Annotated in this window: 21 protein-coding genes and 1 tRNA gene; 10 read left to right on the top strand and 12 right to left on the bottom strand. The window is 70.5% G+C overall.

Annotation, left to right across the window (positions count from 1 at the left end; all coding sequences use genetic code 11):
• The first annotated feature begins 55 nt into the window (after nt 1–55).
• The 5 genes from BCF44_RS30590 (at nt 56) to BCF44_RS30570 (ending at nt 4,742) form a co-directional block, all read left to right on the top strand.
• The gene (locus BCF44_RS30590; RefSeq protein ID WP_116177884.1) at nt 56–439 is read left to right on the top strand and encodes a hypothetical protein; all 384 of its coding nucleotides are present in this window, start codon (nt 56–58) and stop codon (nt 437–439) included.
• A gap of 100 nt (nt 440–539) precedes the next feature.
• Nucleotides 540–2,165, top strand: coding sequence for a molecular chaperone DnaK (gene dnaK, locus BCF44_RS30585; protein WP_116178090.1), 1,626 nt, complete (start codon nt 540–542; stop codon nt 2,163–2,165).
• A complete protein-coding gene (locus BCF44_RS30580) occupies nt 2,158–2,430 on the top strand; it encodes a heat shock protein transcriptional repressor HspR (RefSeq protein ID WP_246015755.1) in 273 nt (90 codons plus the stop codon). The genes dnaK and BCF44_RS30580 overlap by 8 nt, the downstream gene beginning before the upstream one ends.
• 20 nt (nt 2,431–2,450) lie before the next feature.
• The gene (locus tag BCF44_RS30575) at nt 2,451–3,095 is read left to right on the top strand and encodes a response regulator transcription factor (RefSeq protein WP_116177883.1); all 645 of its coding nucleotides are present in this window, start codon (nt 2,451–2,453) and stop codon (nt 3,093–3,095) included.
• Between the two features lie 42 nt (nt 3,096–3,137).
• Entirely contained in the window at nt 3,138–4,742 is a 1,605-nt protein-coding gene (locus BCF44_RS30570) for a Na+/H+ antiporter (protein WP_246015753.1), read from the top strand.
• Here the strand turns inward: BCF44_RS30570 and BCF44_RS30565 are convergent.
• Entirely contained in the window at nt 4,739–5,644 is a 906-nt protein-coding gene (locus BCF44_RS30565; protein ID WP_116177881.1) for an alpha/beta hydrolase, read from the bottom strand. The two genes, BCF44_RS30570 and BCF44_RS30565, sit on opposite strands and share 4 nt — an antisense overlap.
• A gap of 193 nt (nt 5,645–5,837) precedes the next feature.
• Between BCF44_RS30565 and BCF44_RS30560 the strand changes: the two genes are divergently transcribed.
• The 3 genes from BCF44_RS30560 to BCF44_RS30550 are packed head-to-tail and all read left to right on the top strand — an operon-like array spanning nt 5,838 to nt 8,053.
• Nucleotides 5,838–6,299 (top strand): hypothetical protein, encoded by a 462-nt coding sequence (locus BCF44_RS30560; protein WP_116177880.1) that lies wholly within the window; start codon nt 5,838–5,840, stop codon nt 6,297–6,299.
• A complete protein-coding gene (locus BCF44_RS30555) occupies nt 6,296–6,742 on the top strand; it encodes a hypothetical protein (protein ID WP_116177879.1) in 447 nt (148 codons plus the stop codon). Before BCF44_RS30560 ends, BCF44_RS30555 begins: the two co-directional genes overlap by 4 nt.
• Before the next feature lie 54 nt (nt 6,743–6,796).
• A complete protein-coding gene (locus tag BCF44_RS30550; protein ID WP_147328699.1) occupies nt 6,797–8,053 on the top strand; it encodes a pentapeptide repeat-containing protein in 1,257 nt (418 codons plus the stop codon).
• 57 nt (nt 8,054–8,110) lie between these two features.
• Here BCF44_RS30550 and BCF44_RS30545 read toward each other — a convergent pair.
• From BCF44_RS30545 to BCF44_RS30530, 5 genes are all read right to left on the bottom strand, one after another.
• Nucleotides 8,111–8,185: transfer RNA gene (locus tag BCF44_RS30545), tRNA-Leu, on the bottom strand.
• Nucleotides 8,186–8,299: 114 nt separating this feature from the next.
• Nucleotides 8,300–9,412 carry an ATP-grasp domain-containing protein gene (locus BCF44_RS30540; RefSeq protein ID WP_246015751.1) on the bottom strand — a complete coding sequence of 371 codons (1,113 nt, stop codon included), beginning with the start codon at nt 9,410–9,412 and terminating at the stop codon, nt 8,300–8,302.
• Between the two features lie 2 nt (nt 9,413–9,414).
• Nucleotides 9,415–9,537, bottom strand: coding sequence for a hypothetical protein (locus BCF44_RS58655; protein ID WP_281283156.1), 123 nt, complete (start codon nt 9,535–9,537; stop codon nt 9,415–9,417).
• A 151-nt stretch (nt 9,538–9,688) separates the two neighbouring features.
• The gene (locus BCF44_RS30535; RefSeq protein ID WP_116177877.1) at nt 9,689–11,014 is read right to left on the bottom strand and encodes an NAD(P)/FAD-dependent oxidoreductase; all 1,326 of its coding nucleotides are present in this window, start codon (nt 11,012–11,014) and stop codon (nt 9,689–9,691) included.
• A gap of 177 nt (nt 11,015–11,191) precedes the next feature.
• Nucleotides 11,192–11,911, bottom strand: coding sequence for a uracil-DNA glycosylase (locus BCF44_RS30530; protein WP_116177876.1), 720 nt, complete (start codon nt 11,909–11,911; stop codon nt 11,192–11,194).
• On the opposite strand from BCF44_RS30530, the gene BCF44_RS30525 reads away from it, so the two are divergent.
• Together BCF44_RS30525 and BCF44_RS30520 are read left to right on the top strand one after the other, a co-directional pair.
• Complete coding sequence (locus BCF44_RS30525; RefSeq protein WP_116177875.1) at nt 11,910–13,367, top strand: S10 family peptidase; 1,458 nt, start codon at nt 11,910–11,912, stop codon at nt 13,365–13,367. The two genes, BCF44_RS30530 and BCF44_RS30525, sit on opposite strands and share 2 nt — an antisense overlap.
• A gap of 119 nt (nt 13,368–13,486) precedes the next feature.
• Nucleotides 13,487–14,317 (top strand): hypothetical protein, encoded by an 831-nt coding sequence (locus BCF44_RS30520; RefSeq protein WP_342775662.1) that lies wholly within the window; start codon nt 13,487–13,489, stop codon nt 14,315–14,317.
• A 183-nt stretch (nt 14,318–14,500) separates the two neighbouring features.
• On the opposite strand, the gene BCF44_RS30515 is transcribed toward BCF44_RS30520, so the two are convergent.
• The 6 genes from BCF44_RS30515 to BCF44_RS30490 form a co-directional block, all read right to left on the bottom strand.
• The gene (locus BCF44_RS30515) at nt 14,501–15,454 is read right to left on the bottom strand and encodes a Ppx/GppA phosphatase family protein (RefSeq protein WP_116177874.1); all 954 of its coding nucleotides are present in this window, start codon (nt 15,452–15,454) and stop codon (nt 14,501–14,503) included.
• 18 nt (nt 15,455–15,472) lie between these two features.
• On the bottom strand, nt 15,473–16,759 hold the full coding sequence (locus BCF44_RS55785; RefSeq protein WP_170217835.1) for a lytic transglycosylase domain-containing protein: 1,287 nt from the start codon (nt 16,757–16,759) through the stop codon (nt 15,473–15,475).
• Between the two features lie 191 nt (nt 16,760–16,950).
• Entirely contained in the window at nt 16,951–17,445 is a 495-nt protein-coding gene (locus BCF44_RS30505) for a DUF501 domain-containing protein (RefSeq protein WP_246015749.1), read from the bottom strand.
• The gene (locus BCF44_RS57895; RefSeq protein ID WP_246015747.1) at nt 17,442–17,975 is read right to left on the bottom strand and encodes a septum formation initiator family protein; all 534 of its coding nucleotides are present in this window, start codon (nt 17,973–17,975) and stop codon (nt 17,442–17,444) included. Before BCF44_RS57895 ends, BCF44_RS30505 begins: the two co-directional genes overlap by 4 nt.
• A gap of 5 nt (nt 17,976–17,980) precedes the next feature.
• On the bottom strand, nt 17,981–19,267 hold the full coding sequence (gene eno, locus BCF44_RS30495) for a phosphopyruvate hydratase (protein ID WP_116177872.1): 1,287 nt from the start codon (nt 19,265–19,267) through the stop codon (nt 17,981–17,983).
• Between the two features lie 103 nt (nt 19,268–19,370).
• Nucleotides 19,371–21,629, bottom strand: coding sequence for a HelD family protein (locus BCF44_RS30490; protein WP_379799607.1), 2,259 nt, complete (start codon nt 21,627–21,629; stop codon nt 19,371–19,373).
• Nucleotides 21,630–21,702: the final 73 nt, after the last annotated feature.

The raw sequence follows: 21,702 nt of genomic DNA, 5'->3' as shown, positions 1-21,702 counted from the left end.
CACTCCGGCCTGCGGTGACGCGCGGCCGACCGGACGACCACCGAGAGAGACGATCATGGGATTCGCGACCGCGCGACGAGTCGGCGCCGTTGCCGCGTTGGTCTGTCTGGCGGCAGGGATCACGACCCTGCCCGCCGACGCCAGCGTGGCCCCCACCTCGTTCGCCTTCGACAGCGCCTGCCAGGCCACCGAGTTCACCGAGCTGCACACCGGCCCCGACGGCCGGCTGCACGACTTCATGTACATCGATCCGACCGTGAACGCGAGCAGCTGCGAATTCGCGATCGTGGACATGAGCAACTGGAGCTACCGCTACGGCCCCACGCACAGCGGCGCGGAGAGCCGTGGCATCTATGACGGGCCCGGGAACAGCCTCGCCGCCTGCGTCGAGGACGACGCCAAGTTCACCTCCGGCTGGACCTGCGGGCCCACGAACTGACCCAACGCCCAGACTTGAGTCGACCCGACTAAGGTTTGTGCGTTGAGCTCAGCGGTGCGTGCATAGTTGACTCCAGGATGCTCAACTCTGGAGGGTGGCCATGGCGCGTGCGGTCGGCATCGACCTGGGAACGACGAACTCGGTCGTGGCGGTGCTGGAGGGTGGCGAGCCGACGGTGATCGCCAACGCCGAGGGCGCCCGCACGACGCCCTCGGTGGTGGCGTTCGCCCGCAACGGCGAGGTGCTGGTCGGCCAGCCGGCGAAGAACCAGGCCGTCACCAACGTGGACCGCACGGTCCGGTCCGTGAAGCGGCACATCGGCACCGACTGGTCGATCGAGGCGGACGGGAAGAAGTACACCGCGCAGGAGATCTCCGCGCGGGTGCTGATGAAGCTCAAGCGGGACGCCGAGGCCTACCTCGGCGAGGAGATCACCGACGCGGTGATCACCGTGCCCGCGTACTTCGAGGACGCGCAGCGGCAGGCCACCAAGGAGGCCGGCCAGATCGCGGGCCTCAACGTGCTCCGGATCGTGAACGAGCCCACCTCAGCGGCGCTCGCCCACGGTCTGGAGCACGAACAGACCATCCTCGTGTTCGACCTGGGTGGCGGCACCTTCGACGTCTCGCTGCTGGAGCTGGGCGACGGCGTGGTCGAGGTTCGCGCGACCTCCGGCGACAACCACCTGGGCGGCGACGACTGGGACCAGCGCATCGTCGACTGGGTGCTCGGCCGGTTCGGGGTCGACCTGAGCCGGGACAAGATGGCCATGCAGCGGGTCCGCGAGGCCGCCGAGAAGGCCAAGATCGAGCTGTCGTCGGCGGTGTCGGCGACGCTGAACCTGCCCTACATCACGGTCGACGGCGACAAGAACCCGCTGTTCCTGGACGAGACGCTGTCCCGCGCCGAGTTCGAACGGATCACCAAGGACCTGTTGGACCGCTGCCGGGCGCCGTTCGCCAGCGTGATCAAGGACGCCGGCGTGGCGGTCGCCGACATCGACCACGTGGTGCTGGTCGGCGGCTCCACCCGCATGCCGGCGGTGGCGGAGCTGGTGCGGGAGCTGACCGGCCGGGAGCCGAACCGTGGCGTGAACCCGGACGAGGTCGTTGCGGTCGGCGCGGCGTTGCAGGCCGGTGTGCTGAAGGGCGAGGTCAAGGACGTCCTGCTGCTCGACGTCACCCCGCTGTCGCTGGGCATCGAGACCCTCGGCGGCGTGATGACCAAGCTGATCGAGCGCAACACGACCATCCCGACCAGCCGCACCGAGGTCGTCACGACCGCGGGCGACAACTACACCTCCATCCCCGTGCAGGTCTACCAGGGCGAACGCCCGATGACCGCGGACAACAAGCGGCTGGGGATGTTCGAGCTGACCGGCCTCGCGCCGGCGCCGCGGGGCGTGCCGCGGATCGAGGTGCGGTTCGACATCGACGCCAACGGCATCGTGCAGGTGTCGGCCAGGGACCTCGACACCGGCGCCTCCCAGTCGATGACCATCACCGGCGGTTCCGCCCTGCCCGCCGACGAGATCGACCGCATGATCCGGGACGCCTCGGAGCACGCTTCGCAGGACCGCCGGCGCCGTGAAGAGGCGGAGCTGCGCAACGCCGCCGAGTCCATGCTGCACAACGCCGACGCGTATCCACCGGACCGGATCGCCGCCGTCCGCAAGGCGCTCGACGACGGCGACATGCCCGCGCTCAAGGCCGCGTTCGGTGGCTGACACCACGCCCGTGTACTCGATCTCGGCCGCCGCCTCGATGGTCGGCCTGCATCCGCAGACGCTGCGCACGTACGAGGCGCACGGGCTGGTGCGGCCCTACCGTGCCGACAACGGGCAGCGCCGGTACTCCCCGCGCGACATCGAGCGGCTGCGCCAGATCCGGGACCTGTCGCAGCGCGAGGGCATCAACACCGCTGGCATCCGGCGGATCATCGAGCTCCAGGAGCTGTTGCTACGGCTGCAAACCGCTCTCGGCGGCCGGTGAGCTGTGGTTAGCTCCACCGCGTGCGTGTAGTCATCGCGGAAGACCTGTTGCTGCTTCGGGACGGCCTGATCCGGCTGCTGGAGGCGCACGGCTTCGAGGTCGTCGCCGCCGTCGAGTCCGGGCCCGAGCTGCTCGCCGCGCTCACCGAGCACAAGCCCGACGTCGCCGTCGTCGACGTGCGGCTGCCGCCCACCTTCACCGACGAGGGCCTCCGCTCGGCGATCGAGGCCCGCCGTTCCCGGCCGGGGCTGCCGGTGCTCGTGCTGTCCCAGTACGTCGAACAGCTCTACGCCCGCGAACTGCTCTCCGACCGCAGCGGCGGCGTCGGCTACCTGCTCAAGGATCGCATTTCTGATGTCAAGCAGTTCATCGACGCCGTGCGGCGGGTCGCCGACGGCGGCACCGCCATGGACCCCGAGGTCGTCGCCCAGCTGTTGACCAGCCGCGAACGCGACGCGCCGCTCGGCACGTTGACGCCCCGTGAGAAGGAGGTCCTGGGGCTGATGGCCGAGGGCCGCTCCAACGCCGCCATCGCCGCGCGCATGTTCGTCACCGAGAAGGCGGTGGGCAAGCACACCAACAACATCTTCGCCAAGCTGGGCCTGCACCAGCACGAGGACGACAACCGCCGGGTGCTGGCCGTGCTGGCGTATCTGAACGGCTGATCCACCCGTTCGAGTGGCGTGGCAGGTAGGGTTCCACGCGGTGTGCCGGGAAGTCTGGTCGGCGAGGCGTTGTCGACCCCGGCGAAAGGCGTGCCAGCGATGCAGAGCGTGGAGACGGTGCTCCTGCTGGTGGTGCTGGCGACCGTCGTCGCCGCATTCGCCCGGCGGCTGAGCATTCCCGCGCCGTCGCTGCTGGTGGTGGCGGGCGTGGTGGTCGGCCTGCTGCCCGGGGTGCCGGAGGTCCGAGCCACTCCGGAACTGGTGAGCCTGGTCGTCCTGCCGCCGTTGATCTACGCCGCCGGCGAGGAGATGCCGTGGCGGGACCTGCGCGCGGTGTGGCGGCCGGTGACGGTGCTGGCGGTGGGACTGGTGCTGGCGTCGGCCGGGGTCGTGGGACTGGTGGCCGCCTTCGTCGCACCACTGCCGGCAAGCATGGCCTTCGTGCTGGGCGCGGTCCTCGCCAGCACGGACCCGGTCGCGGTCAGCGCGCTCGGTCGCCGGCTGTCGCTGCCGCCGCGGATCCAAGTGCTGGTACAGGCCGAAAGCCTGTTCAACGACGCCACCAGCCTCGTGCTGTTCCGGCTGGCGGTGTCCGCGGCGATCGCCGGCGGCGCGGTGTCGTTCGAGTCCGTCGGCGGCGAGTTCCTGCTGCTGGCCGGCGGCGGCCTGGTGCTCGGGCTGGTGGTCGCCGGCGGCATCTGGCTGATCCGGCGGCGGACGGTGGATCCCGTGCTGGAGACGGTGATCGCGCTGGTCAGCCCGTACGCGGCGTACGTGCTGGCCGAGAGCCTCGGCGGTTCCGGCGTGACCGCCGTGGTGGTGTGCAGCGTCGTGCTCGGCGCGCAGACGCCGAAGATCACCACCGCGCACATCCGGCTCCAGGTCGAGGCCGTCTACGGCACGGTGATCTTCATCCTGGAGAGCGCCGTGTTCGCGTTGATCGGGCTGCAGCTGCCGTACCTCGTGCGGGCGCTGGCCGGCTCCGACCCCGGCTGGCCGTGGCAGGCGCTGGTGATCACCGCCGCGCTGATCGTCATCCGGTTCCTCTGGGTGTTCCCGCTGGGCTGGATCATGCAGCTGCGGCGCGGCAATCGCCGGGTCAACTGGCGTACGTCCACAGTGGTCTCCTGGGCCGGCGCACGAGGCGTCGTGCCGCTCGCCGCCGTGCTGTCCATCCCGCTGTTCGCCGACGACGGCGATCCCGTGCCGCAGCGGGACCTCGTGCTGGCGCTGGCCACCACCGTCATCGTGATCACGTTGGTGGCACAGGGTTTCACCCTCGCGCCGCTGGTGCGCAAGGCCGGCGTCGCCCGCACTCCGGCCGAGGCGCGCAAGGAACAGGCCATCGCCAACGTGCGGCTGGCCGAGGCGGGCCTGGCGCATCTCGAGCAGCTCTACGACCTCGAGACCGCGCCGCCGGCCGTGCTCGACCGGCTCAGACAGAGCCTGCTGGCGCGGATCGACCACGGCGACACCCCCGACGAGCCCACCGGGGCCACCTATCGACGGCTCCGGCGCGAGCTGCTCGCCGTGGAAATGGCCGAACTAACCAGGCTTTTCGACGACGGCACCATCGACGACAACACGCGCCGACGGCTCCAGCGCACCCTCGACCTGGAGGACGCGCGCCTGAACGACGACTCCTAGGCCCCGATGTAGGTGAGCAGGAACTCCGCGACGCCGAGCACCGCCGCGGTCGACTCGGGGATGTCCGGCACGAAGACGTGCCAGAAGTGCATGAGGTCGGGCCAGACCTCCAGGTTCGCCCGCCCGCCGGCGGCCAGCACGCCGGCGACGAGGACCCGGGCGTCGTCCACCAGCACCTCGCGGTCGGCGGCGTGCACCATGAGCGGCGCCAGGCCGGCGAGGTCCGCGAACAGCGGCGAGGCCAGCGGCTCGTGGGGATCGGCCTCGCCGAGGTAGTCCGCCGCGGCGGCAAGCGCTTGCGCCCGGCTGTAGATGGGGTCGTCCTCGGCGAACTTCTCGTACGACTCGCCGCTGGCCGTCAGGTCGAACAGCGGGCTCAGACAGGCCGCCGCGGCCGGTTGCGGCAGGCCCAGGTCGCGGACCGCGAGCATGGTCGCCACCGCGAGTCCGCCGCCGGCGGTGTCGCCGAGCAGCACCACCCGGCCCGGCGAGTAGCCCTCGGCCAGCAGCCACTTGTACGCCTGCACGGCGTCCTCGACCGCCGCCGGAAACGGGTGCTCGGGGGCCAGCCGGTAGTCCGGCACCAGCGCCGGCATGCCCATCACCGCCGCGAACTGCGAGGCGAAGCCGGCGAACGCCTGCGCCGAGCCGGCGCGGTAGCCGCCGCCGTGCAGGTAGAGCAGGACGCGGTCCATCGCGCTGCCCTGCGGGCGCACCCACACCGCCGGGCAGCCGCCCGCGTCGGTCTCGCCCGTCAGCACGCCGTCGGCCAGCGGAATCGCGCCCAGCGCCAGGTCCATCGATTCGCGTGCCCGCCGCACGCCGTCCGCGCCAGCGGCCGGCTCGGGCCGGGGACTGGCCCGGATCGCCGTGAGCAGCGCCTCGAACTCGGGACTGGGCATCGCGTCATCTCTACGGGAGCAGGGAGACGAACCTACATCAGGGAGGTCCCAACTCCGTGACGCCCGTCACCGGGGCGGGCGGAAAGTCCGGTGACATCGGCGTGTTCGCTTGACGTTTCACGTGAATCACACACTCGGCTTGTCACTACCGAAAACACACCCCATAATCGGTAGTCGAGACGGGGAGGTAGTCATGTCGGTGGCCGCCGAGAGGGAGCAGACCGAGCGGCTGCTGGCCAACGTCGAGGCGATCGAGGAGGTCGCCGGCACGCTGCCCAGCGGCGCGCCCGGCCGCGACAAGCTGTACGACGTCGCCGACGACCTGTTGGCCAGCGCGACGCCCATCCGCCCGGTCGTGGCCGCCGACCTGCTCGAACTCACCGAGAAGACGGTGCGGGCGTGGGCCAGCGAGGGCGTGCTGGTGGTCAGCGAGCAGGAGCCCACCATGCGGCTGGAGCCGCGCCGGGTGCACGAGGTGCTGCACCTGGTCCGGGAGATCCGCCGCATCGGCCGCACCCGCGGCCTGCTCGACGAGGTGCACCGCCGGCTGTCCGACCAGGCCCTGCTGGAACGCGAGGACCTGGCCGTGAGCCTGGAAGAAGTAGTGCGGGGCGAGGGAACGGTTGTGCGCCCGGGGACGACGATTCCTGAGTGATCGAAGTAGTCGAGACCCGCGTCGCCTCGGCGCAGGCCGCGCTGCTGCGCGGACCGGCCCGCAAGGCGTACGAGTCCTTCCTGGACGATCTGGCCCACCGCGGCTGCGCCGCCCTGGGCTATCGCGTCACCGGCCCGGCGCCGCTGCCCCGGCTGTGCGTGCGCCACCTGCGTGACAACGACCGAGTCGTCGTCGCCTTCGAGGGCTCCGCCCGGGCGTGGATCGTGCTCGTCGGTCCGCACGAGCAGACCGACCCCGGCCGCAACGTCTACGACGCCCTGTACGAACTCGCCGGCACCTGGCCCACCGACAACACCCGCCGCACCAAGCCCAGTTGCTGCGACCCGCGCACCGGCACGCCGCCGTCGGCCGACGCCGAGGTCATCGACGACCTCGTCCGCCGCGCCCGCGCCCTCGCCCGCGGTGGCCGGCGAATGTGGTGACCGGGCGAGTCACAGCCTTGCGGACGCCGTCACCCGCCCGGTACACCCGCTGACGTGACTCGACGCGCGGGGCGCCAGCCGGGCAGGTTTCGTTTGCGGTTCGGCTGGCACGTGGCGGCATGGCTCGCCCTGGCCGTCGTGATCGCCGTCGGCAGCGGCGTGGTGCTGTGGCAGTTCCTCAGTCCGCCGGACAGCGCCGGCCGCATCGAACTGCTCAAGATCACGTTGGCGGTCCCCGCCGGCATCGGTGCGGTGGTCGCGTTGGTGGTCGCGTCACGCAAACAGCATCTGAGCGAGGCCGAGCACGGTCGGCAGGAAGACGCCGCGCGCCGGGAGGACACCAAGCTGTTCAACGAGCGGTTCGGCCGGGCCGCCGATCAGTTGAGCGCGGACAAGCCCGCCGCCCGGCTCGCCGGGGTCTACGCGATGGCCGGTCTCGCCGACGACTGGCAGGCCGGCCGCCAGACGTGCATCGACGTGCTCTGCGCCTACCTTCGGATGCCCTACGTCGCGGCCGCCGAATCCGAGGACGGCCCGCCGGCGGGACAGGCCGGCTACGAGGAACGCCTCGTCCGCAACACCATCATTCGAGTGATCACGTCCCGCTTACGCCCAGGCGCGGACGTCTCCTGGCAGGGCCGGAACTTCGATTTCAAGGGAGCCGTCTTCGACGGCGGCTCCTTCGACGACGCCGTCTTCTCCGGGGCCACCAACTTCGACTACGCGATCTTCGCCGGCGAGGAGGACAGGTTCATCAACACCGAGTTCTCCGGCGGCCGGGTCAGCTTCCACGGGGCGAAGTTCCCCGACGGCGAGGCGGCATTCGTCGGCGCGAAGTTCACCGGCGCCGTCGTCGACTTCTCCTTCGCGGAGTTCTCGGGCGGACTGACCAACTTCATCGCCGCCAAGTTCCTCGCGGGCCTGGTCAACTTCTCCATGGCCAAGTTCACCGGCGGCGAGGTCGCTTTCGTCGGCGCGGAGTTCTCGGGAGCGGAGGTCGATTTCCACGGGGCGTCATTCGACGGCGCAACCGTCGGCTTCGGTCACAGCCTCGCCGACGGCACGCGCTTCTCGCAGGGCGCGTCCTTCACCGCCGGAACGGTCGATTTCGACTACGCCGGATTCTCCGGCGGGAAGGTCGACTTCGTCGGCGCGGACATCCGTGGCGGCACGGTCCGATTGAGCACGCCGGGCGCCTACGACGCACCGCCGGTGTTCGAGGAGAACTGGCACGACGACCCGCCTACGGGCCTACATCTGCCGGAGTCCCCCTCGGCTGTGAATCACGGGACATCACTGGACGGGACGTGATCGTCCCCTGACTGGCTTAACGCTGGTCAGGGGATGGCCACCCCAGGTTACGGAGAGTGCCCCCGATCGGACTCGAACCGACACTCTGACCCTTTTAAGGGGCCTGCCTCTGCCTGATTGGGCTACGGGGGCGTGGGGAGCCTAAGCCGTCCGACTGCCCACGGTCAGGTACTTACAGCCAATTGAGACCCTGTTCGCCCACCCGGCGGATCGGCTCGACCCCCTGTGGAGGTACGTGCGCACCGGTCACCGGCCCCGATCGGCGGCCAGCAGCTCGCCGAAACGCACGGCCACCCACTCGTGCACGGCGTCGGACACCTCGCTGCTGCCGGCGCGGTGCTCGAACCAGCGCCAGTCACAGTTGACATTGACTTCGAGGAACACGTACTCGCCGTCGACCACGAGGAGGTCGAACGCGGCGACCTGGAGCCGCCAGTGCCGGGCCAGCGCCCGCAGCCGGTCGGCCAGCGAGCACGGCACCTCGGCCGGTTTGACGGAGACGTTGTCGGGATCCACCCACAGCTGCGCCGGGTCGTACTTGTCGACCTGGTACCCGATCAGCTTGTCGCCGACGACGAAAACGCGCAGCTCGGTGTCGGCGGCGAGGTACTGCTGCACGATCACGGGCGCGGCCTCGGGGACGTCGCCGGCGCGGGAGGTGTCCAGCGGCCGGGGGAACAGGCCGTGCTGCACGCCGGGCCGCGGCTCGACGAGGTGCCGCCCGGCCGTCTTGACGATGCACTGGCCCCCTCCGGGCCTGCTCCGCCCGGGCTGGGTCGTCACGGCCGTCCTGGGCGTCCTCAGCCCGAATGCGGTGGCATCGGAAAGCTGGGTGAGCCGGTTGAGATGCCCGGTGGCCCGCGCGGGGTTCACGTGCGCCCACTCGGTGCGCTCGGTCAGCCAGCCGGCGACGGTGCCCCACTGGTCCAGCGCGTACGCACCGGAGATGGTCCGGGGGTCCACGGGCATGGCGGCGAGCTCGAAGTGCCGGCGCCACACCAGCAGCGGCCGCAGCAGCCAGCGGTCGAGCTCGACCAGCGGCGCGTCGGTGTAGATCGTCAACGCCAGGTCGAGGCAGCGGTCGACGTCGATGCGGGCCATCCGGATGCCGCGCTCGGCCAGCGCGATGGACAGCTCGTTCATCTCCATGTCGGCGGATCGGGCCAGCACCAGCACGCACGGCTCGGGGTCGCCGGTGTCCTCGACCATCTCGAGGCGGTGGATCTGCTCCTGGAAGTCGTAACAGCCGCTGGGCGCCCGGAAGACGTAGTCCTGGCCTTGCAGGAGCAGCGGGGTGGGCCGCGCGGGGAGCATCGGCTGGGGCGGGCCGTCCGACTGGGCCCGCCCAGCGCCGATCATGCTCAGTCGTCCTTCTTGCTGCGGGAGATCCGCTCCGCCCGGGCGTACTCGGCAGCGAACTCCGCGAGCGCCTGGTCCTCGATCTCGCCGTTGCGCAGCTGCGCGGCCAGGTCTTCCATCGACATCGCGGTCACCTCTTTCCCCAAGGCGTCACACGTTCAGGCGATCCGCCCCGGGTAGTTTCGGGACCCGCCTAACGCAATGTCAAGACGACTGACACCGATCATAGCCCATTCGGCGGATCAAGAGGGTCGTGTTGCACGCCGATACGTACGTTCAGCTCTTGGTGACCCGGTCGAACTCGGCCCGCGGGTCGTTGATCTGACCGAGCGACACGACCTCGCGCTTGAGCACCCAGGAGCCCAGCCAGTCGAAGGCGACCCGCACCTTCCGGTTGAACGTGGGCATCCGGGAGACGTGGTACGCGCGGTGCATGCCCCACGCGATGAAGCCCTTGGCCTTGAAGCCGTAGACGTCGGCGACACCCTTGTACAGGCCGAGACTGGCCACCGAGCCGGCGTACTTGTGCACGTACGGCTTCGGCTTGCGGCCCCGCAGCACCGCCACGATGTTCTTGGCCAGCTGGTTGGCCTGCCGCACGGCGTGCTGCGCCGACGGGCTGCACGTGGCGGCCGGGTCGACGTCGGTCTTGGACAGGTCCGGCACGGCCGCGTTGTCGCCAGCAGCCCAGACGCCGTCCAGGCCCTGCACCTGCATGGTCGCCGTGCAGATCACCCGTCCGCGCTGGTCCAGCGGCAGGTCGGTCTCGGCCAACACGGGGTTGGCCTTCACGCCGGCGGTCCAGATGATGGTGTCGCAGTCGTACTCGGTGCCGTCGTCGAGGACGACGTGCCCGTCCTCCATGGTCTTCACCCGGGTGTCCAGGTAGACCTCGATGCCGCGGGCCTCGAGCTCCTTGACCGTGTAGACGCCGAGGCTGTCGCGCACCTCCGGCATGATCCGGCCGGTCGCCTCGACGAGCACCCAGCGCATGTCGTCGGGGTCGAGGTTCTCGTAGTAGCGCAGCGCGTAGCGGGCCATGTCCTCCAGCTCGGCCAGCGCCTCGATGCCGGCGTAGCCGCCGCCGATGACCGTGAAGGTGAGCAGCCGCTTGCGCAGCTCCGGCTCGTCGGTGGTGGACGCCAGGTCCAGCCGCGACAGCACGTGGTTGCGCAGGTAGATGGCCTCGCCGATGGTCTTGAAGGCGATGCCGCGGTCGGCCAGGCCGGGGATCGGCAGCGTGCGGGCGACCGAGCCGAGGGCGACGACCAGCACGTCGTAGGGGATCTCCTCGACGTGGCCGTCCAGCGCCTCGACGGTGGCCACCTTGTCGGCGTCACTGATCTTGGTGACCCGGCCGGTGAGCACGTGGCACTTGCGCAGCACCCGCCGCAGCGGCACCACCACGTGCCGCGGCTCGATGGAGCCGGCGGCGGCCTCGGGCAGGAACGGCTGATACGTCATGTGCGGCTGCGGGTCGACAACGGTGACCGATGCCTCCCGGGACCGCAGCTTCTTCTGCAGCCCCAACGCGGTGTACATGCCGACGTAGCCACCGCCGACGATCAGGATCCTCGCGGGTTCCGACTTCACTGCCGCCATACCTGCCATGGTCGCACCCACCGCCAGGGGCCGCAGACCACAATCGGCCCGATGTGACGGCGATCCCTCGTGAGCATGATCACGGTCGGTGGTCGCGGTGTCTGTTACGCCGGTTTTCTCCCGGTTGACCTGATCGGTTCACCCGCCCGTTCGGGTCAGCGGCGGCGCACCTTACCGTCACTCTTGGTCATCTGCGACCGCCTTCGCCCGCTCGAAGACGTCCCGCACCATCTGCTGCGTCAGCCGACCGGTGAAGGTGTTGTGCGGGCTGACGTGGAAGCACCCCAGCAGGGTCAGCGGCGCGCCACCGTCGGTCGCCTCGAGGCGCAGCTCGACGCCGTGCCCGAACACCGGCCGCGGCTTGGGCACCCGCCAGCACGCCGCGCTCAGCACCGGTAGCAGCGCCTGCCAGCCGAAAGCACCCAACACCACCGCCGCTCGCAGGGTCGGCCGCAGCAGTTGGAGTTCCTGTGCCAGCCACGGCCGGCAGTTGTCGCGCTCCTCCGGCGTCGGCTTGTTCTCCGGCGGCGCGCAACGCACCGGTGCCGCCATCCTCGTGTCGTACAACCGCATGCCGTCGTCCCGCGAGACCGCGTGCGGCTGCGACGCCAGGCCCACCGCGTGCAGCGCCTCGAACAGGAAGTCGCCGCTGCGATCACCGGTGAACATCCGGCCCGTGCGGTTCGACCCGTGCAACGCCGGCGCGAGGCCGATCACCGCGATGCGGGCGTCCGCCGGCCCGAAGCCCGGCACCGGACGTGACCAGTACTCCTCGGCGCGCGCCCGGCTCTGCGTCGCCGCCGACTCGCGCCAGGCCACCAGGCGCGGGCATCGTCGACACTCGACCACCGCATTGTCCAGATCTTGTAGACGCACGATGGTTAGGGTTCCACCCATGTCAGGCAACGACGAGCAGAAGCCCACCGACGAGCCGACCGACGACCTGGTGACCACCCGTCACTCGATCACCGTCGGCGGCCGGGCTCTCGAGTACACCGCGACCACCGGGCGCATCGTGCTGCGGCAGGAGAAGCACACCGAGGGCGCGTTCGACGGGAACGTGGCCAAGGCCGAGGTGTTCCTCACCGCGTACACCCTCGACGGCGCGGACGCCGGGCGGCGGCCCGTGACCTTCGCCTTCAACGGCGGGCCGGGGTCCGCGAGCGTGTGGCTGCACCTCGGGTTGCTCGGGCCGCGCCGGGTCGTCAGCGGCGATGTCGGCACGCTGACGCCGCCGCCGTACGAGCTCGTCGACAACGCCGAGACGCTGCTCGCCGAGAGCGACCTCGTGTTCATCGACCCCGTTTCCACCGGCTACTCGCGGGCCGTCAAGGGCGGCAAGCCCGAGGAGTTCCACGGTTTCGCCGCCGACATCGAGTACATCAGCGAGGTCATCCGGCTCTGGACGTCGCGCAACGACCGGTGGATGTCGCCCAAGTTCATCGCCGGCGAGTCCTACGGCACCACCCGCGGCGCCGCCATCGCCGAGCGGCTCCAGTCCAAGTACGGCATGTACCTCAACGGGCTGATGCTCATCTCCACGGCGCTCGACTTCAACGCCCTGGACTTCAGCGAGGGCAACGAACTGCCGTACGCGCTGTTCCTGCCGACCTACGCCGCCATCGCCCACTACCACGGCCTGCACGGCTCTCGGCCGCTGGCCGAGGTCGTCGCCGAGGCCACCGCCTTCGCCGAGCGCGACTACATCTGGGCCCTGGTTCAGGGAAACCGCCTCTCCGCCGACGACCGACAGTCCATTGTGGACCGTATCGCGGCCTTGACCGGCCTGTCACCGGATTACGTCGACCGGGTCAACCTCCGTATCGAGCACATCCGGTTCTTCACCGAGCTGTTGCGCTCGCGGAGGCTCACCGTGGGTCGCATCGACGGGCGATTCACCGGCTGGGAGGGCGATTACGGGCGTGAGCACTTCAGCCACGACCCGTCGATCAGCGCCATCACCGGCCCGTACGCCTCGGCCCTGAACCACTATTTGCGCGGGGAGCTCGGTTACCAGAACGACCTGCCGTACGAGGTCCTCTCCGACCGGGTGCGGCCGTGGTCGTACAAGGATTTCGAGAACTCCCACGTCACCGTCGCCGACAAGCTCGCCGCCGCCATGCGCGTCAACTCTCACCTCCGCGTGCATGTCGCCGCCGGCTACCACGACGGCGCCACCCCCTTCGCCGGCAGTGACTACGTCGTCGCGCACCTGGCCATCCCCGAGGAGCTGCGCGGCAACATCGACCTCCACTACTACGAGGCCGGCCACATGATGTACGTCCACGAACCCAGCCGCCTGCAGCAATCCGCCGACCTGGCCGCCTTCGTCCGCACCTCCTCCCACCGCTGACGCGCCCCCTGGGGGTGACCTAATGCAGGGAAGGACGCCTTACCCGCGTTGAACGAGGGTAAGGCGTCCTTCCCTGCATCACGGACAGAAGTGTCAGGGGTGCGGGGCAGCATCGAGGCATGAAACGAGGAGAGTGGGCGGCCCGCACTGACGACCTGGCCCGGGCCAGCCACAACGGGGTGATTCGCGTCTCGACATTGGTGCAGCTCGGTGTACCCGACTACACCTCATATCGACGATGTCAACCCGGCGGTCCGTGGCGGTGGCTTCTGCCCGGCATCATCATGTTGTCGAACGGGCAACCGACACCACGTCAGCGGGTGGAAGCAGCGCTACTGCACGGCGGCCCGGACGCGGTGGTGACCGGCGTCGAGGCTGCTCGTCGGCACGGCATGCGCCAGCTTCCGACGGACGAGACCGTCCACATGCTCATCCCGCACGACCAGCATGTCCGCAGCGCCGGCTTCGCACTGGTCGAACGGACGATTCACCTGCCCGAGCCGGTTGTGCGCAACGGGATCCGAGTGGCGCCACTGGATCGCGCGGTGCTGGACGCTGTCCGTCGATGGCGCAGGATCGACCCGGTGAGAGCGCTACTCGCCGAGGCCGTCCAGCAGGGCCGGGTCGTACCCACCGACCTGATGCTGGAACTCGACGGGATCAGTCGCCGCGGATCTGCGTTGCCCCGTCAGGTGCTCCACGAGCTGGAGCTCGGGCTACGGTCGGTTGCGGAGACGCATGGGTTGGCAGTCTGGCGGAAATCAGGTCTGCCCTCAGCACAGTGGAACGTCCCGGTACATGACGCGAAGGGTGCCTTCGTGGCAATGCCTGACGCCTGGTGGGACGACGTGGCCCTGGCGTGGGAGATCGATTCCTACGACTGGCACTTCAACGCCAAAACTACGCCCGAACCGTGGCGCGCAACACCAGGTACGCGGGCGCGGGCATAGCTGTCGTCCAGACGCTCCCGTCGCGCCTCCGTGACGATCCGGCCGGCGTGATCACGGAACTGCGCATGGCCTATGAGGCAGCGAAAGCGCGACCCCGACCACCCGTCCGATCGAGAAACATCGCATGACGCAGGGAAGGACGCCTTACCCGCGTTGAACGAGGGCAAGGCGTCCTTCCCTGCATCAGGGCTTCACCAGTGACAGGGCTATGCCGTCGAGGATGTCCTTCTCGCTGACGGTGAGCTGGGTGATGCCGGCGTGCTCGGCGAGGTGGTCGGCCAGCACACGGAGGATGATGGCGCCGCCGCCGATGACGTCGACCCGGCCGGGGTGGATGGTGGGGACGGCGGCGCGCTCGTCGTGGGTCATGGACAACAGCCGGTCGCCGACGGAGTGGATCTGGTCGACGGACAGCGTCGACAGGTGGGTGGCGAGCACGTCGTAGGACGGGAGGTCCTGGGCGACGGCGGACAGGGTGGTGACGGTGCCGGCGACACCGATCCAGGTGCGGGCCTTGGCGACGGGGACGGCGTCGAAGGCAGCGGCGAGGACGGAGCCGGCCAAGGAGGTGGCGGCAGCGACCTCGGCGTCGGAGGGCGGGTCGGTGACCAGACACCGCTCGGTGATGCGGACGCAGCCGATGTCGACGGATTTGGCGGCTTCGACCCCGTCCTCGGAGCCGAGCACGAGCTCGGTGGAGCCGCCGCCGATGTCGACGACGAGGAACGGACCGTCCGCGGGGTCGCAGTCCCCGACGGCGCCGGTGAAGGAGAGCCGGGCCTCCTCGTCGCCGGAGATGACCTCGGCCTCGACGCCGAGCACCTCACGGGTCATGGCGAAGAAGTCGTCCCGGTTGGACGCGTCGCGGGTGGCGGAGGTGGCGACCATGCGCACGGCCTCGACGCCCTTGCGGCGCAGCAGCGCGGTGTAGTCGACGAGCGCGGACCGGGTGCGCTCGATGGCCTCGGGCGCGAGCCGGCCGGTGGCGTCGACGCCCTGCCCGAGCCGGACGATGCGCATCTCGCGGTGGACATCGCGGAGCGAACTCGATCCGTCGTCCCGGACAGTGACGTCCGCGATGAGCAGACGGATCGAGTTCGTCCCACAGTCGATGGCGGCCACCCGCGAGTGCTTCATGCCGCCAACGCTAGTCGCTCAGCTGGCCTTGGTGCTGCTGGGCGTCGGCGAGGTGGACGACGGAGGCGGCGGCGGTGTGGAGCTGGTCGGCGTCGGGCAGCCCGGCGGCACGCTGGGCGTGGTCGGCGAGACGCTGCTGCTCGGCGTCACCGAGGTGGTCGGCGTCGGGCACACGGGGGTCGTCGTGGGCGTGGTGGACGACGGGCTGGTCGGCGGCGTCGAGCTGGGCGGCGACGACGGGGTGGTGGACGAGCTCGTGCCCGGCGTCGTGGTGCTCGTGGACGTCGACGTGGAGGTGCTGGTGGTGGTCGACGTCGGGCTGGTGGTGGTCGAGCCATCGCCACCGTTGGTGCCGCCGTTGTCGCCCCCGCCGCCGTTGTTGGCACCCCCACCGCCGGTGTTCACGGGCGGAGGAGGCGGCGGCGGGCCGACGTACGGCCCGATCGGACTGGGCTGCACGAACGGCACGATGGTGTCGTTCGGCAGGGACGCCACGCCGGTCGCGTACGACGTGGCCCACGCGAGCACGTTGGCGACGTAGGCGTCGGAGTGGTTGTAGCCGTACACGGCGGCCGAGCGGGCCGCCGGATCGCGCATGTCGCCGCCGCCGGCGCACAGGTAGTTGGCGGCCGCGTAGGCGGAGTCGTAGATGTTGTTCGGGTTCGCGGACCCGAAGCTCTTGGCGTTGGAGACCGCGGCGTACTGCTGCCAGGTCTGCGGGATGAACTGCATCGGGCCGACGGCCCGGTCCCACTGGGTGTTGCCGTCCCACACGCCGTGGTCGGTATCGGGCACCATGGCGAAACCGCCGCTGCCGTCGAGCACGGGCCCGAGGATGGGCGACAGGGTGTTGCCGGCGGCGTCCACGGCCCCGCCACGGGCGTGGTTGGACTCGATACGGCCGATGCCGGCCAGCAGCGGCCAGTCGAGGTGGCAGTTCGGGTTGCGGGCGGCCTCGAGCTGCTCGGCCCGCTTGTACGCCTCGAGCGCGGCGGAGGGGATGCCTAATGGCCCGTTGGGCAGGCCGAACGCGGCGGCGTCGGCGTCCGGGGTGTTCGCGGGGTCGCCGATCTGCGGATCGGGGTCCTGAGGCAGCTGGCCGGTCGCGCCGAGCGGGTTCTGCGGCGGCGGCTTGGGCTGGTTCATGGGCGTGGTGTGTGCGGTGTTGACCCAGGCGAACGTCGCGTCGCCGGTGAGCACCAGCGGCGCGAGCATCGCGGTCACGGCCGCGGCGGCCCGCCATCTGCGTTGGGGTGCGACGCGCGCGGGCTTGGGAGTCCGGGCTCGAACGCTGTGCACACCCACGCGGATCCACGCTCCTCGTCTCGATCCCCGACCACTGAATCGATCGTCGCCTACACGCCGTTAGCTCACGGTCAGCCTGCTACACACCCGGGCAGGTGTCACTGCGTTGAGTGAGATTTGCACCTCGGGGACGTACCGCTAGCCCAAACGGTGCACACAGCGTCACCAAAGGTGTCATAGGCGTACAGATTTCAAGCGCAGTCGCCGGCCGGCCAGTCCTCGGCGAGCGCGGCGAGGGCCTCGTCCCCGAACGGATTGACGCCGGGTCCGCAGGCCAGGGCGTGCGCGATGTGCACGTGCAGGCACTTGACCCGGCCGGGCATGCCGCCGGCGCTGACGTCGGTGCCGAGCGGCTCGATGGCGTCGCGTTCGGCCAGGTAGGAGCGGTGCGCGGCCAGGTACTGGGCGGCCAGCTCCTCGTCCTCGGCCAGCCGCGCGGTCTGCTCCCGCATCATGCCGGCCGCCTCCAGCCGGCTGGCCAGCGAGGTCAGCCGGGGGCAGGTCAGGTAGTACAGCGTCGGGAACGGCGTGCCGTCCTCCAGCCGCGGCGCGGTCTGCACGACGGAGGGATGACCGCTGGGACAACGGTGCGCCACCGCCCGCAGGGCCCGCGGCTGCCGGCCGAGCTGCTGGGCGATCACCTCCCGGTCCGCCTCGGTGATCGGTTCCCTGACCCCCGCCGTCACGAGCCACTCCCGGTGATCGATGTCCACAACTGCTCGAACCATGGTTTGTCGGCCGCCTGCTGCTGCGGCGAGCCGTGCTGGTCGCCCTGCTGCCCGTCGCCGGGCAGCTGCACCGTGTACGGCGTCTCCCCCGGCATCACCATGCCCAGCCGGCTGCGCGCCTCGGCCTGGATCTCCGCGGGGTCGGACAACTGCTGCTTGCGCTGCTCCAGCTGCTGTTCCTGCTGCTGGAGCTGGGCCTGCGCGGCCAACTCCTGCTGCACCTGGGCGTGTTGCGTCAGGTACGTGCGCAGCGGCACGGCGACGGACAGCGCCAGGGCGCACACGACCATCGCCAGCACGGCAGCCTGCCTCGTCGCGGACAGGCCGAACGCGCCGCCGGTGCGCGTGCGCTCGGCCGGCTTCCGAGGAGACCGGGACGGCCGCTGCTGGTCGGACGAGGCGGCCCGGCGAGCACGGTCGGAGCCGCGACGCTGGGCGGAAGTCTCCTGCCTGCGTCGCGGCTGCCGGCCGTGCTCGCGCTCGGGCACCCGGATCAGGCCTCCGCGGTGAACCGCGGGAAGGCCAGCTCGCCGGCGTAGCGGGCGGCGTCGCCGAGGGTCTCCTCGATGCGCAGCAGCTGGTTGTACTTGGCGGTGCGCTCGCCGCGGGCCGGCGCGCCGGTCTTGATCTGGCCGACGCCGGTGGCCACCGCGAGGTCGGCGATGGTGGTGTCCTCGGTCTCGCCGGACCGGTGGCTCATCATCGACCGGTAGCCGTAGGAGGTGGCCAGCGCGACCGCGTCCAGCGTCTCGGACAGCGTGCCGATCTGGTTGACCTTCACCAGCAGCGCGTTGGCGGCGCGCCGGGAGATGCCCTCCTCCAGCCGCTCCGGGTTGGTGACGAACAGGTCGTCGCCGACGATCTGGACCTTGTCGCCGAGCTCGGCGGTCAGCTGCACCCAGCCGTCCCAGTCGTCCTCGGACAGCGGGTCCTCGATGGACACCAGCGGGTAGGAGCTGACCAGCTCGCTGTAGTACGCGGTCATCTGCTCCGCGCTGCGCTTGCTCTGCTCGAAGGTGTAGGCGCCGTCCGAGTAGAACTCGGTGGCGGCCACGTCCAGCGCCAGCGCCACGTCGCGGCCCAGCTTGTAGCCGGCCTTCTCGATCGCCACGGCGATCAGGTCCAGCGCCTCGCGGTTGCTGGACAGGTTGGGCGCGAAGCCGCCCTCGTCGCCCAGGCCGGTGGCCAGGCCCTTGCTCTTCAGCACGGACTTCAGCGCGTGGTAGACCTCGACGCCCCAGCGCAGGCCCTCGCGGAAGGACTCGGCGCCGATCGGCGCGATCATGAACTCCTGGATGTCCACGTCGGTGTCCGCGTGCGACCCGCCGTTGAGGATGTTCAGCATCGGCACCGGCAGGATGTGCGCGTTCGGGCCGCCCAGGTAGCGGAAGAGCTCCAGACCGCTGGACTCGGCGGCGGCCTTGGCCACCGCCAGCGAGACGCCGAGGATGGCGTTCGCGCCCAGGCGCCCCTTGTCCGGAGTGCCGTCCAGGTCGACCAGCTTCTGGTCGACCACCCGCTGCTCGACGGCCTCGATGCCGACCAGCTCGGGCCCGATCTCGTCGAGGACGGCGGTGACGGCCTTCTCCACGCCCTTGCCGTTGTACCGGGTCGTGTCGCCGTCGCGCAGCTCGACGGCCTCGTGCTCACCGGTCGACGCGCCGGAGGGCACCGCGGCCCGGGCCAGCGTGCCGTCGTCCAGCGCGACCTCTACCTCGACGGTCGGGTTGCCTCGCGAGTCCAGGATCTCGCGCGCGCCGACCTGCTCGATGACCGCCACAACAGCTCCTATCCAGCGTTCAGGGGCTCATCCCTCGACCAGCCTAGCCGGGCTCGCAGATCACCCGGAGGCGGCACGCTCGCGTGCCGAAACATGAGCGTAATCATTCTGAATCGAGGGAGAAAGAGGCTAGCTTGGACAGGATCGCCGGCAGCTCGCCGGTGTGCAGCACGCCGAGCCGCTTGGTAGCACGCGTCATGGCCACGTACAGGTCGTTCGCGCCGCGCGGGGACTCCGTCAACATCGACTCCGGCTCCACGAGAAGCACCGAGTCGAACTCCAGGCCCTTGGCCTGGCCGACGGTCAGCACCACCACCGGGCTCTCCAGGTCGTCGCCGCCGACCGCGAACGCGCCGGCCAGCGAGCGCGGCACCAGCACCGCGAGCCGGCCGTCCTCCAGCCGCGCGACCTCCCGTTCGACGGCCACGGCGACCGCGTCCTTGAGCCCGTCGGCGGCGACCTTCTCGTGCCACGGCGGCAATCCCGAGTCACGGACCGAGCTCGGCGGCACCGCGTCCGGGTCCAGGCTGGCCAGCACGTCGGTGGCCACGGCCATGATCTCCGCCGGGGTCCGGTAGTTCACGGTGAGTTCCGCCAGCCGCCACCGGTTGGCCACGTACGGGCTGAGCACCTGCCCCCACGACGAGGTGCCGGCGAGGTCACCGGTCTGCGCGATGTCGCCGACCACCGTCATGGATCGGCTGGGGCAGCGGCGCATCAGCACCCGCCACGCCATCTCCGACAGCTCCTGCGCCTCGTCCACGATCACGTGGCCGAAGGTCCAGGTGCGGTCGTCCGCGGCACGCTCGGCGGCGGTCAGGTAGTCGCCCTGCGCGACGCGGGCCACCAGGGCGTCGGCGTCCAGCATGTCCACGGCCATCAGGACATCGGGGTCGGACTCGTCCTGGAGGTCCAGGATGTCCAGCACGCCCTGGGCATAGGCCAGGTCCTGGCGGCGCTTGGCCGCCGCGGCGGCCTTGAGCGCCCGGTCGTCCTCGCCGAGCAGCTCGGCGGCCTCGTCCAGCAGCGGCGCGTCGGCCGGCGTCCACTCCGCGCCGGGGTCGCGGCGCAGCAGCTGCCGCTCCCGCGGCGAGAGCGCGCGGCCGGCGGCGCCCAGCCGCTTCTCGGACGCGTACAGGTCGGTGAGCAGCTGTTCCGGGGTGAGGATCGGCCACAGCTTGTCGATCGCGGCCATCACCCGCTCGTCCTCACGCAGCTCCGCGCGGATGTCCGCGACGTCGTCGGAGTCCAGGAACTGCGCGCCGAGCCGGTGCGCGATCAGCCGCGCCAGGGCGCCGATGATCTCCCGCTCGAACACCGGCCGGGCCGCGTTGTGCGGGCGGCGCGAGCGGCGGGCCCGGCCGCGGGCGTCGGCCAGCGTCTTGCGGTCCAGCACCAGTGTCTCGCGCTCGTGCGGGATCTCGATGCCGTCGCGCGGCACCCACTGCCGGTCGCGCACGGCGGCGGCGAGCACGTCCGCCATCACCAGGCGGCCCTTCACCGCGCCGACCTCGACCGGCTCGCCGCCGACGGCCTTGAGCCCCGGGTAGAGCTCGCCGACGGTGTTCAGCAGCACGCCGGTCTCGCCCAGCGACGGCAGGACCTGGCTGATGTAGTTCAGGAAGGTGGAGTTGGGGCCGACCACCAGCACGCCGCGCTTCTCCAGCTGGCGGCGGTGCGTGTAGAGCAGGTAGGCGGCGCGGTGCAGGGCCACCGCGGTCTTGCCGGTGCCCGGGCCGCCCTGCACGACCAGCACGCCGTTCAGCTCGGACCGGATGATCTTGTCCTGCTCGGCCTGGATGGTGGCGACGATGTCGCTCATCCGGCCGGTGCGGCTGGCGCCGACCGCGGCCAGCAGGGTCGCCTCGCCGACCAGGCCCTCGTTGCGGCCGGGCACGGCCTGGGCCAGGTCCAACACCTCGTCGTCCAGGCCGACGACGTTGCGTCGGCGGGTACGGATGTGCCGGCGGCGGGTCACGCCGTCCGGGGAGGCCGCGGTGGCGAGATAGAAGGGACGCGCGGCGGGGGCGCGCCAGTCCATCAGCAAGGGCTCGTAGTCGCCCTCGGTGCGGAAGATGCCGATTCGCCCGATGTGCTGGTGTTCGCCGTCCTCGAAATCGAGGCGGCCGAAACACAGGCCGTTCTCCACGGCGCTGTACTGGGCGAGGTCGCTGGAGTGCATCGCGGTGGCGGTGTCCCGCTCGGAGCGGGCCTGCGGCGTGCCACCGCTTTCCAGCAGCACCCTGGCCAGCCGCCGCGACGTCTGTTCCCGGAGGTCGTCGAGACGGCCGTAGAGCATCGACACGTATTCCTGCTCACGGTCGATTTCCTCGGTGTCCGGAATACTCGCAGGGCTTGACAACTGACCTCACTCACCGTTATTGTCTCACGAAGACACGTTTCTCGTGTTATTCACTTACGCGCTCAGACCGTTA

It is taken from the genome of Kutzneria buriramensis, assembly GCF_003387475.1.
Classification (GTDB): domain Bacteria; phylum Actinomycetota; class Actinomycetes; order Mycobacteriales; family Pseudonocardiaceae; genus Kutzneria; species Kutzneria buriramensis.
Note: the sequence above shows the minus strand (reverse complement) of the source record. Positions and strands in the feature narration are given on the sequence as shown.

Excerpts from the sequence above, each read along its gene's own strand:
- BCF44_RS30590 (WP_116177884.1), top strand. The coding sequence starts at position 56 with ATGGGATTCGCGACCGCGCGACGAGTCGGCGCCGTTGCCGCGTTGGTC.
- dnaK (WP_116178090.1), top strand. The coding sequence starts at position 540 with ATGGCGCGTGCGGTCGGCATCGACCTGGGAACGACGAACTCGGTCGTG.
- BCF44_RS30565 (WP_116177881.1), bottom strand. The coding sequence starts at position 5,644 with ATGCCCAGTCCCGAGTTCGAGGCGCTGCTCACGGCGATCCGGGCCAGT.
- BCF44_RS30560 (WP_116177880.1), top strand. The coding sequence starts at position 5,838 with ATGTCGGTGGCCGCCGAGAGGGAGCAGACCGAGCGGCTGCTGGCCAAC.
- BCF44_RS30540 (WP_246015751.1), bottom strand. The coding sequence starts at position 9,412 with ATGATCGGCGCTGGGCGGGCCCAGTCGGACGGCCCGCCCCAGCCGATG.
- BCF44_RS58655 (WP_281283156.1), bottom strand. The coding sequence starts at position 9,537 with ATGTCGATGGAAGACCTGGCCGCGCAGCTGCGCAACGGCGAGATCGAG.
- BCF44_RS30535 (WP_116177877.1), bottom strand. The coding sequence starts at position 11,014 with ATGGCGGCAGTGAAGTCGGAACCCGCGAGGATCCTGATCGTCGGCGGT.
- BCF44_RS30525 (WP_116177875.1), top strand. The coding sequence starts at position 11,910 with ATGTCAGGCAACGACGAGCAGAAGCCCACCGACGAGCCGACCGACGAC.
- BCF44_RS30530 (WP_116177876.1), bottom strand. The coding sequence starts at position 11,911 with ATGGGTGGAACCCTAACCATCGTGCGTCTACAAGATCTGGACAATGCG.
- BCF44_RS30520 (WP_342775662.1), top strand. The coding sequence starts at position 13,487 with ATGAAACGAGGAGAGTGGGCGGCCCGCACTGACGACCTGGCCCGGGCC.
- BCF44_RS30515 (WP_116177874.1), bottom strand. The coding sequence starts at position 15,454 with ATGAAGCACTCGCGGGTGGCCGCCATCGACTGTGGGACGAACTCGATC.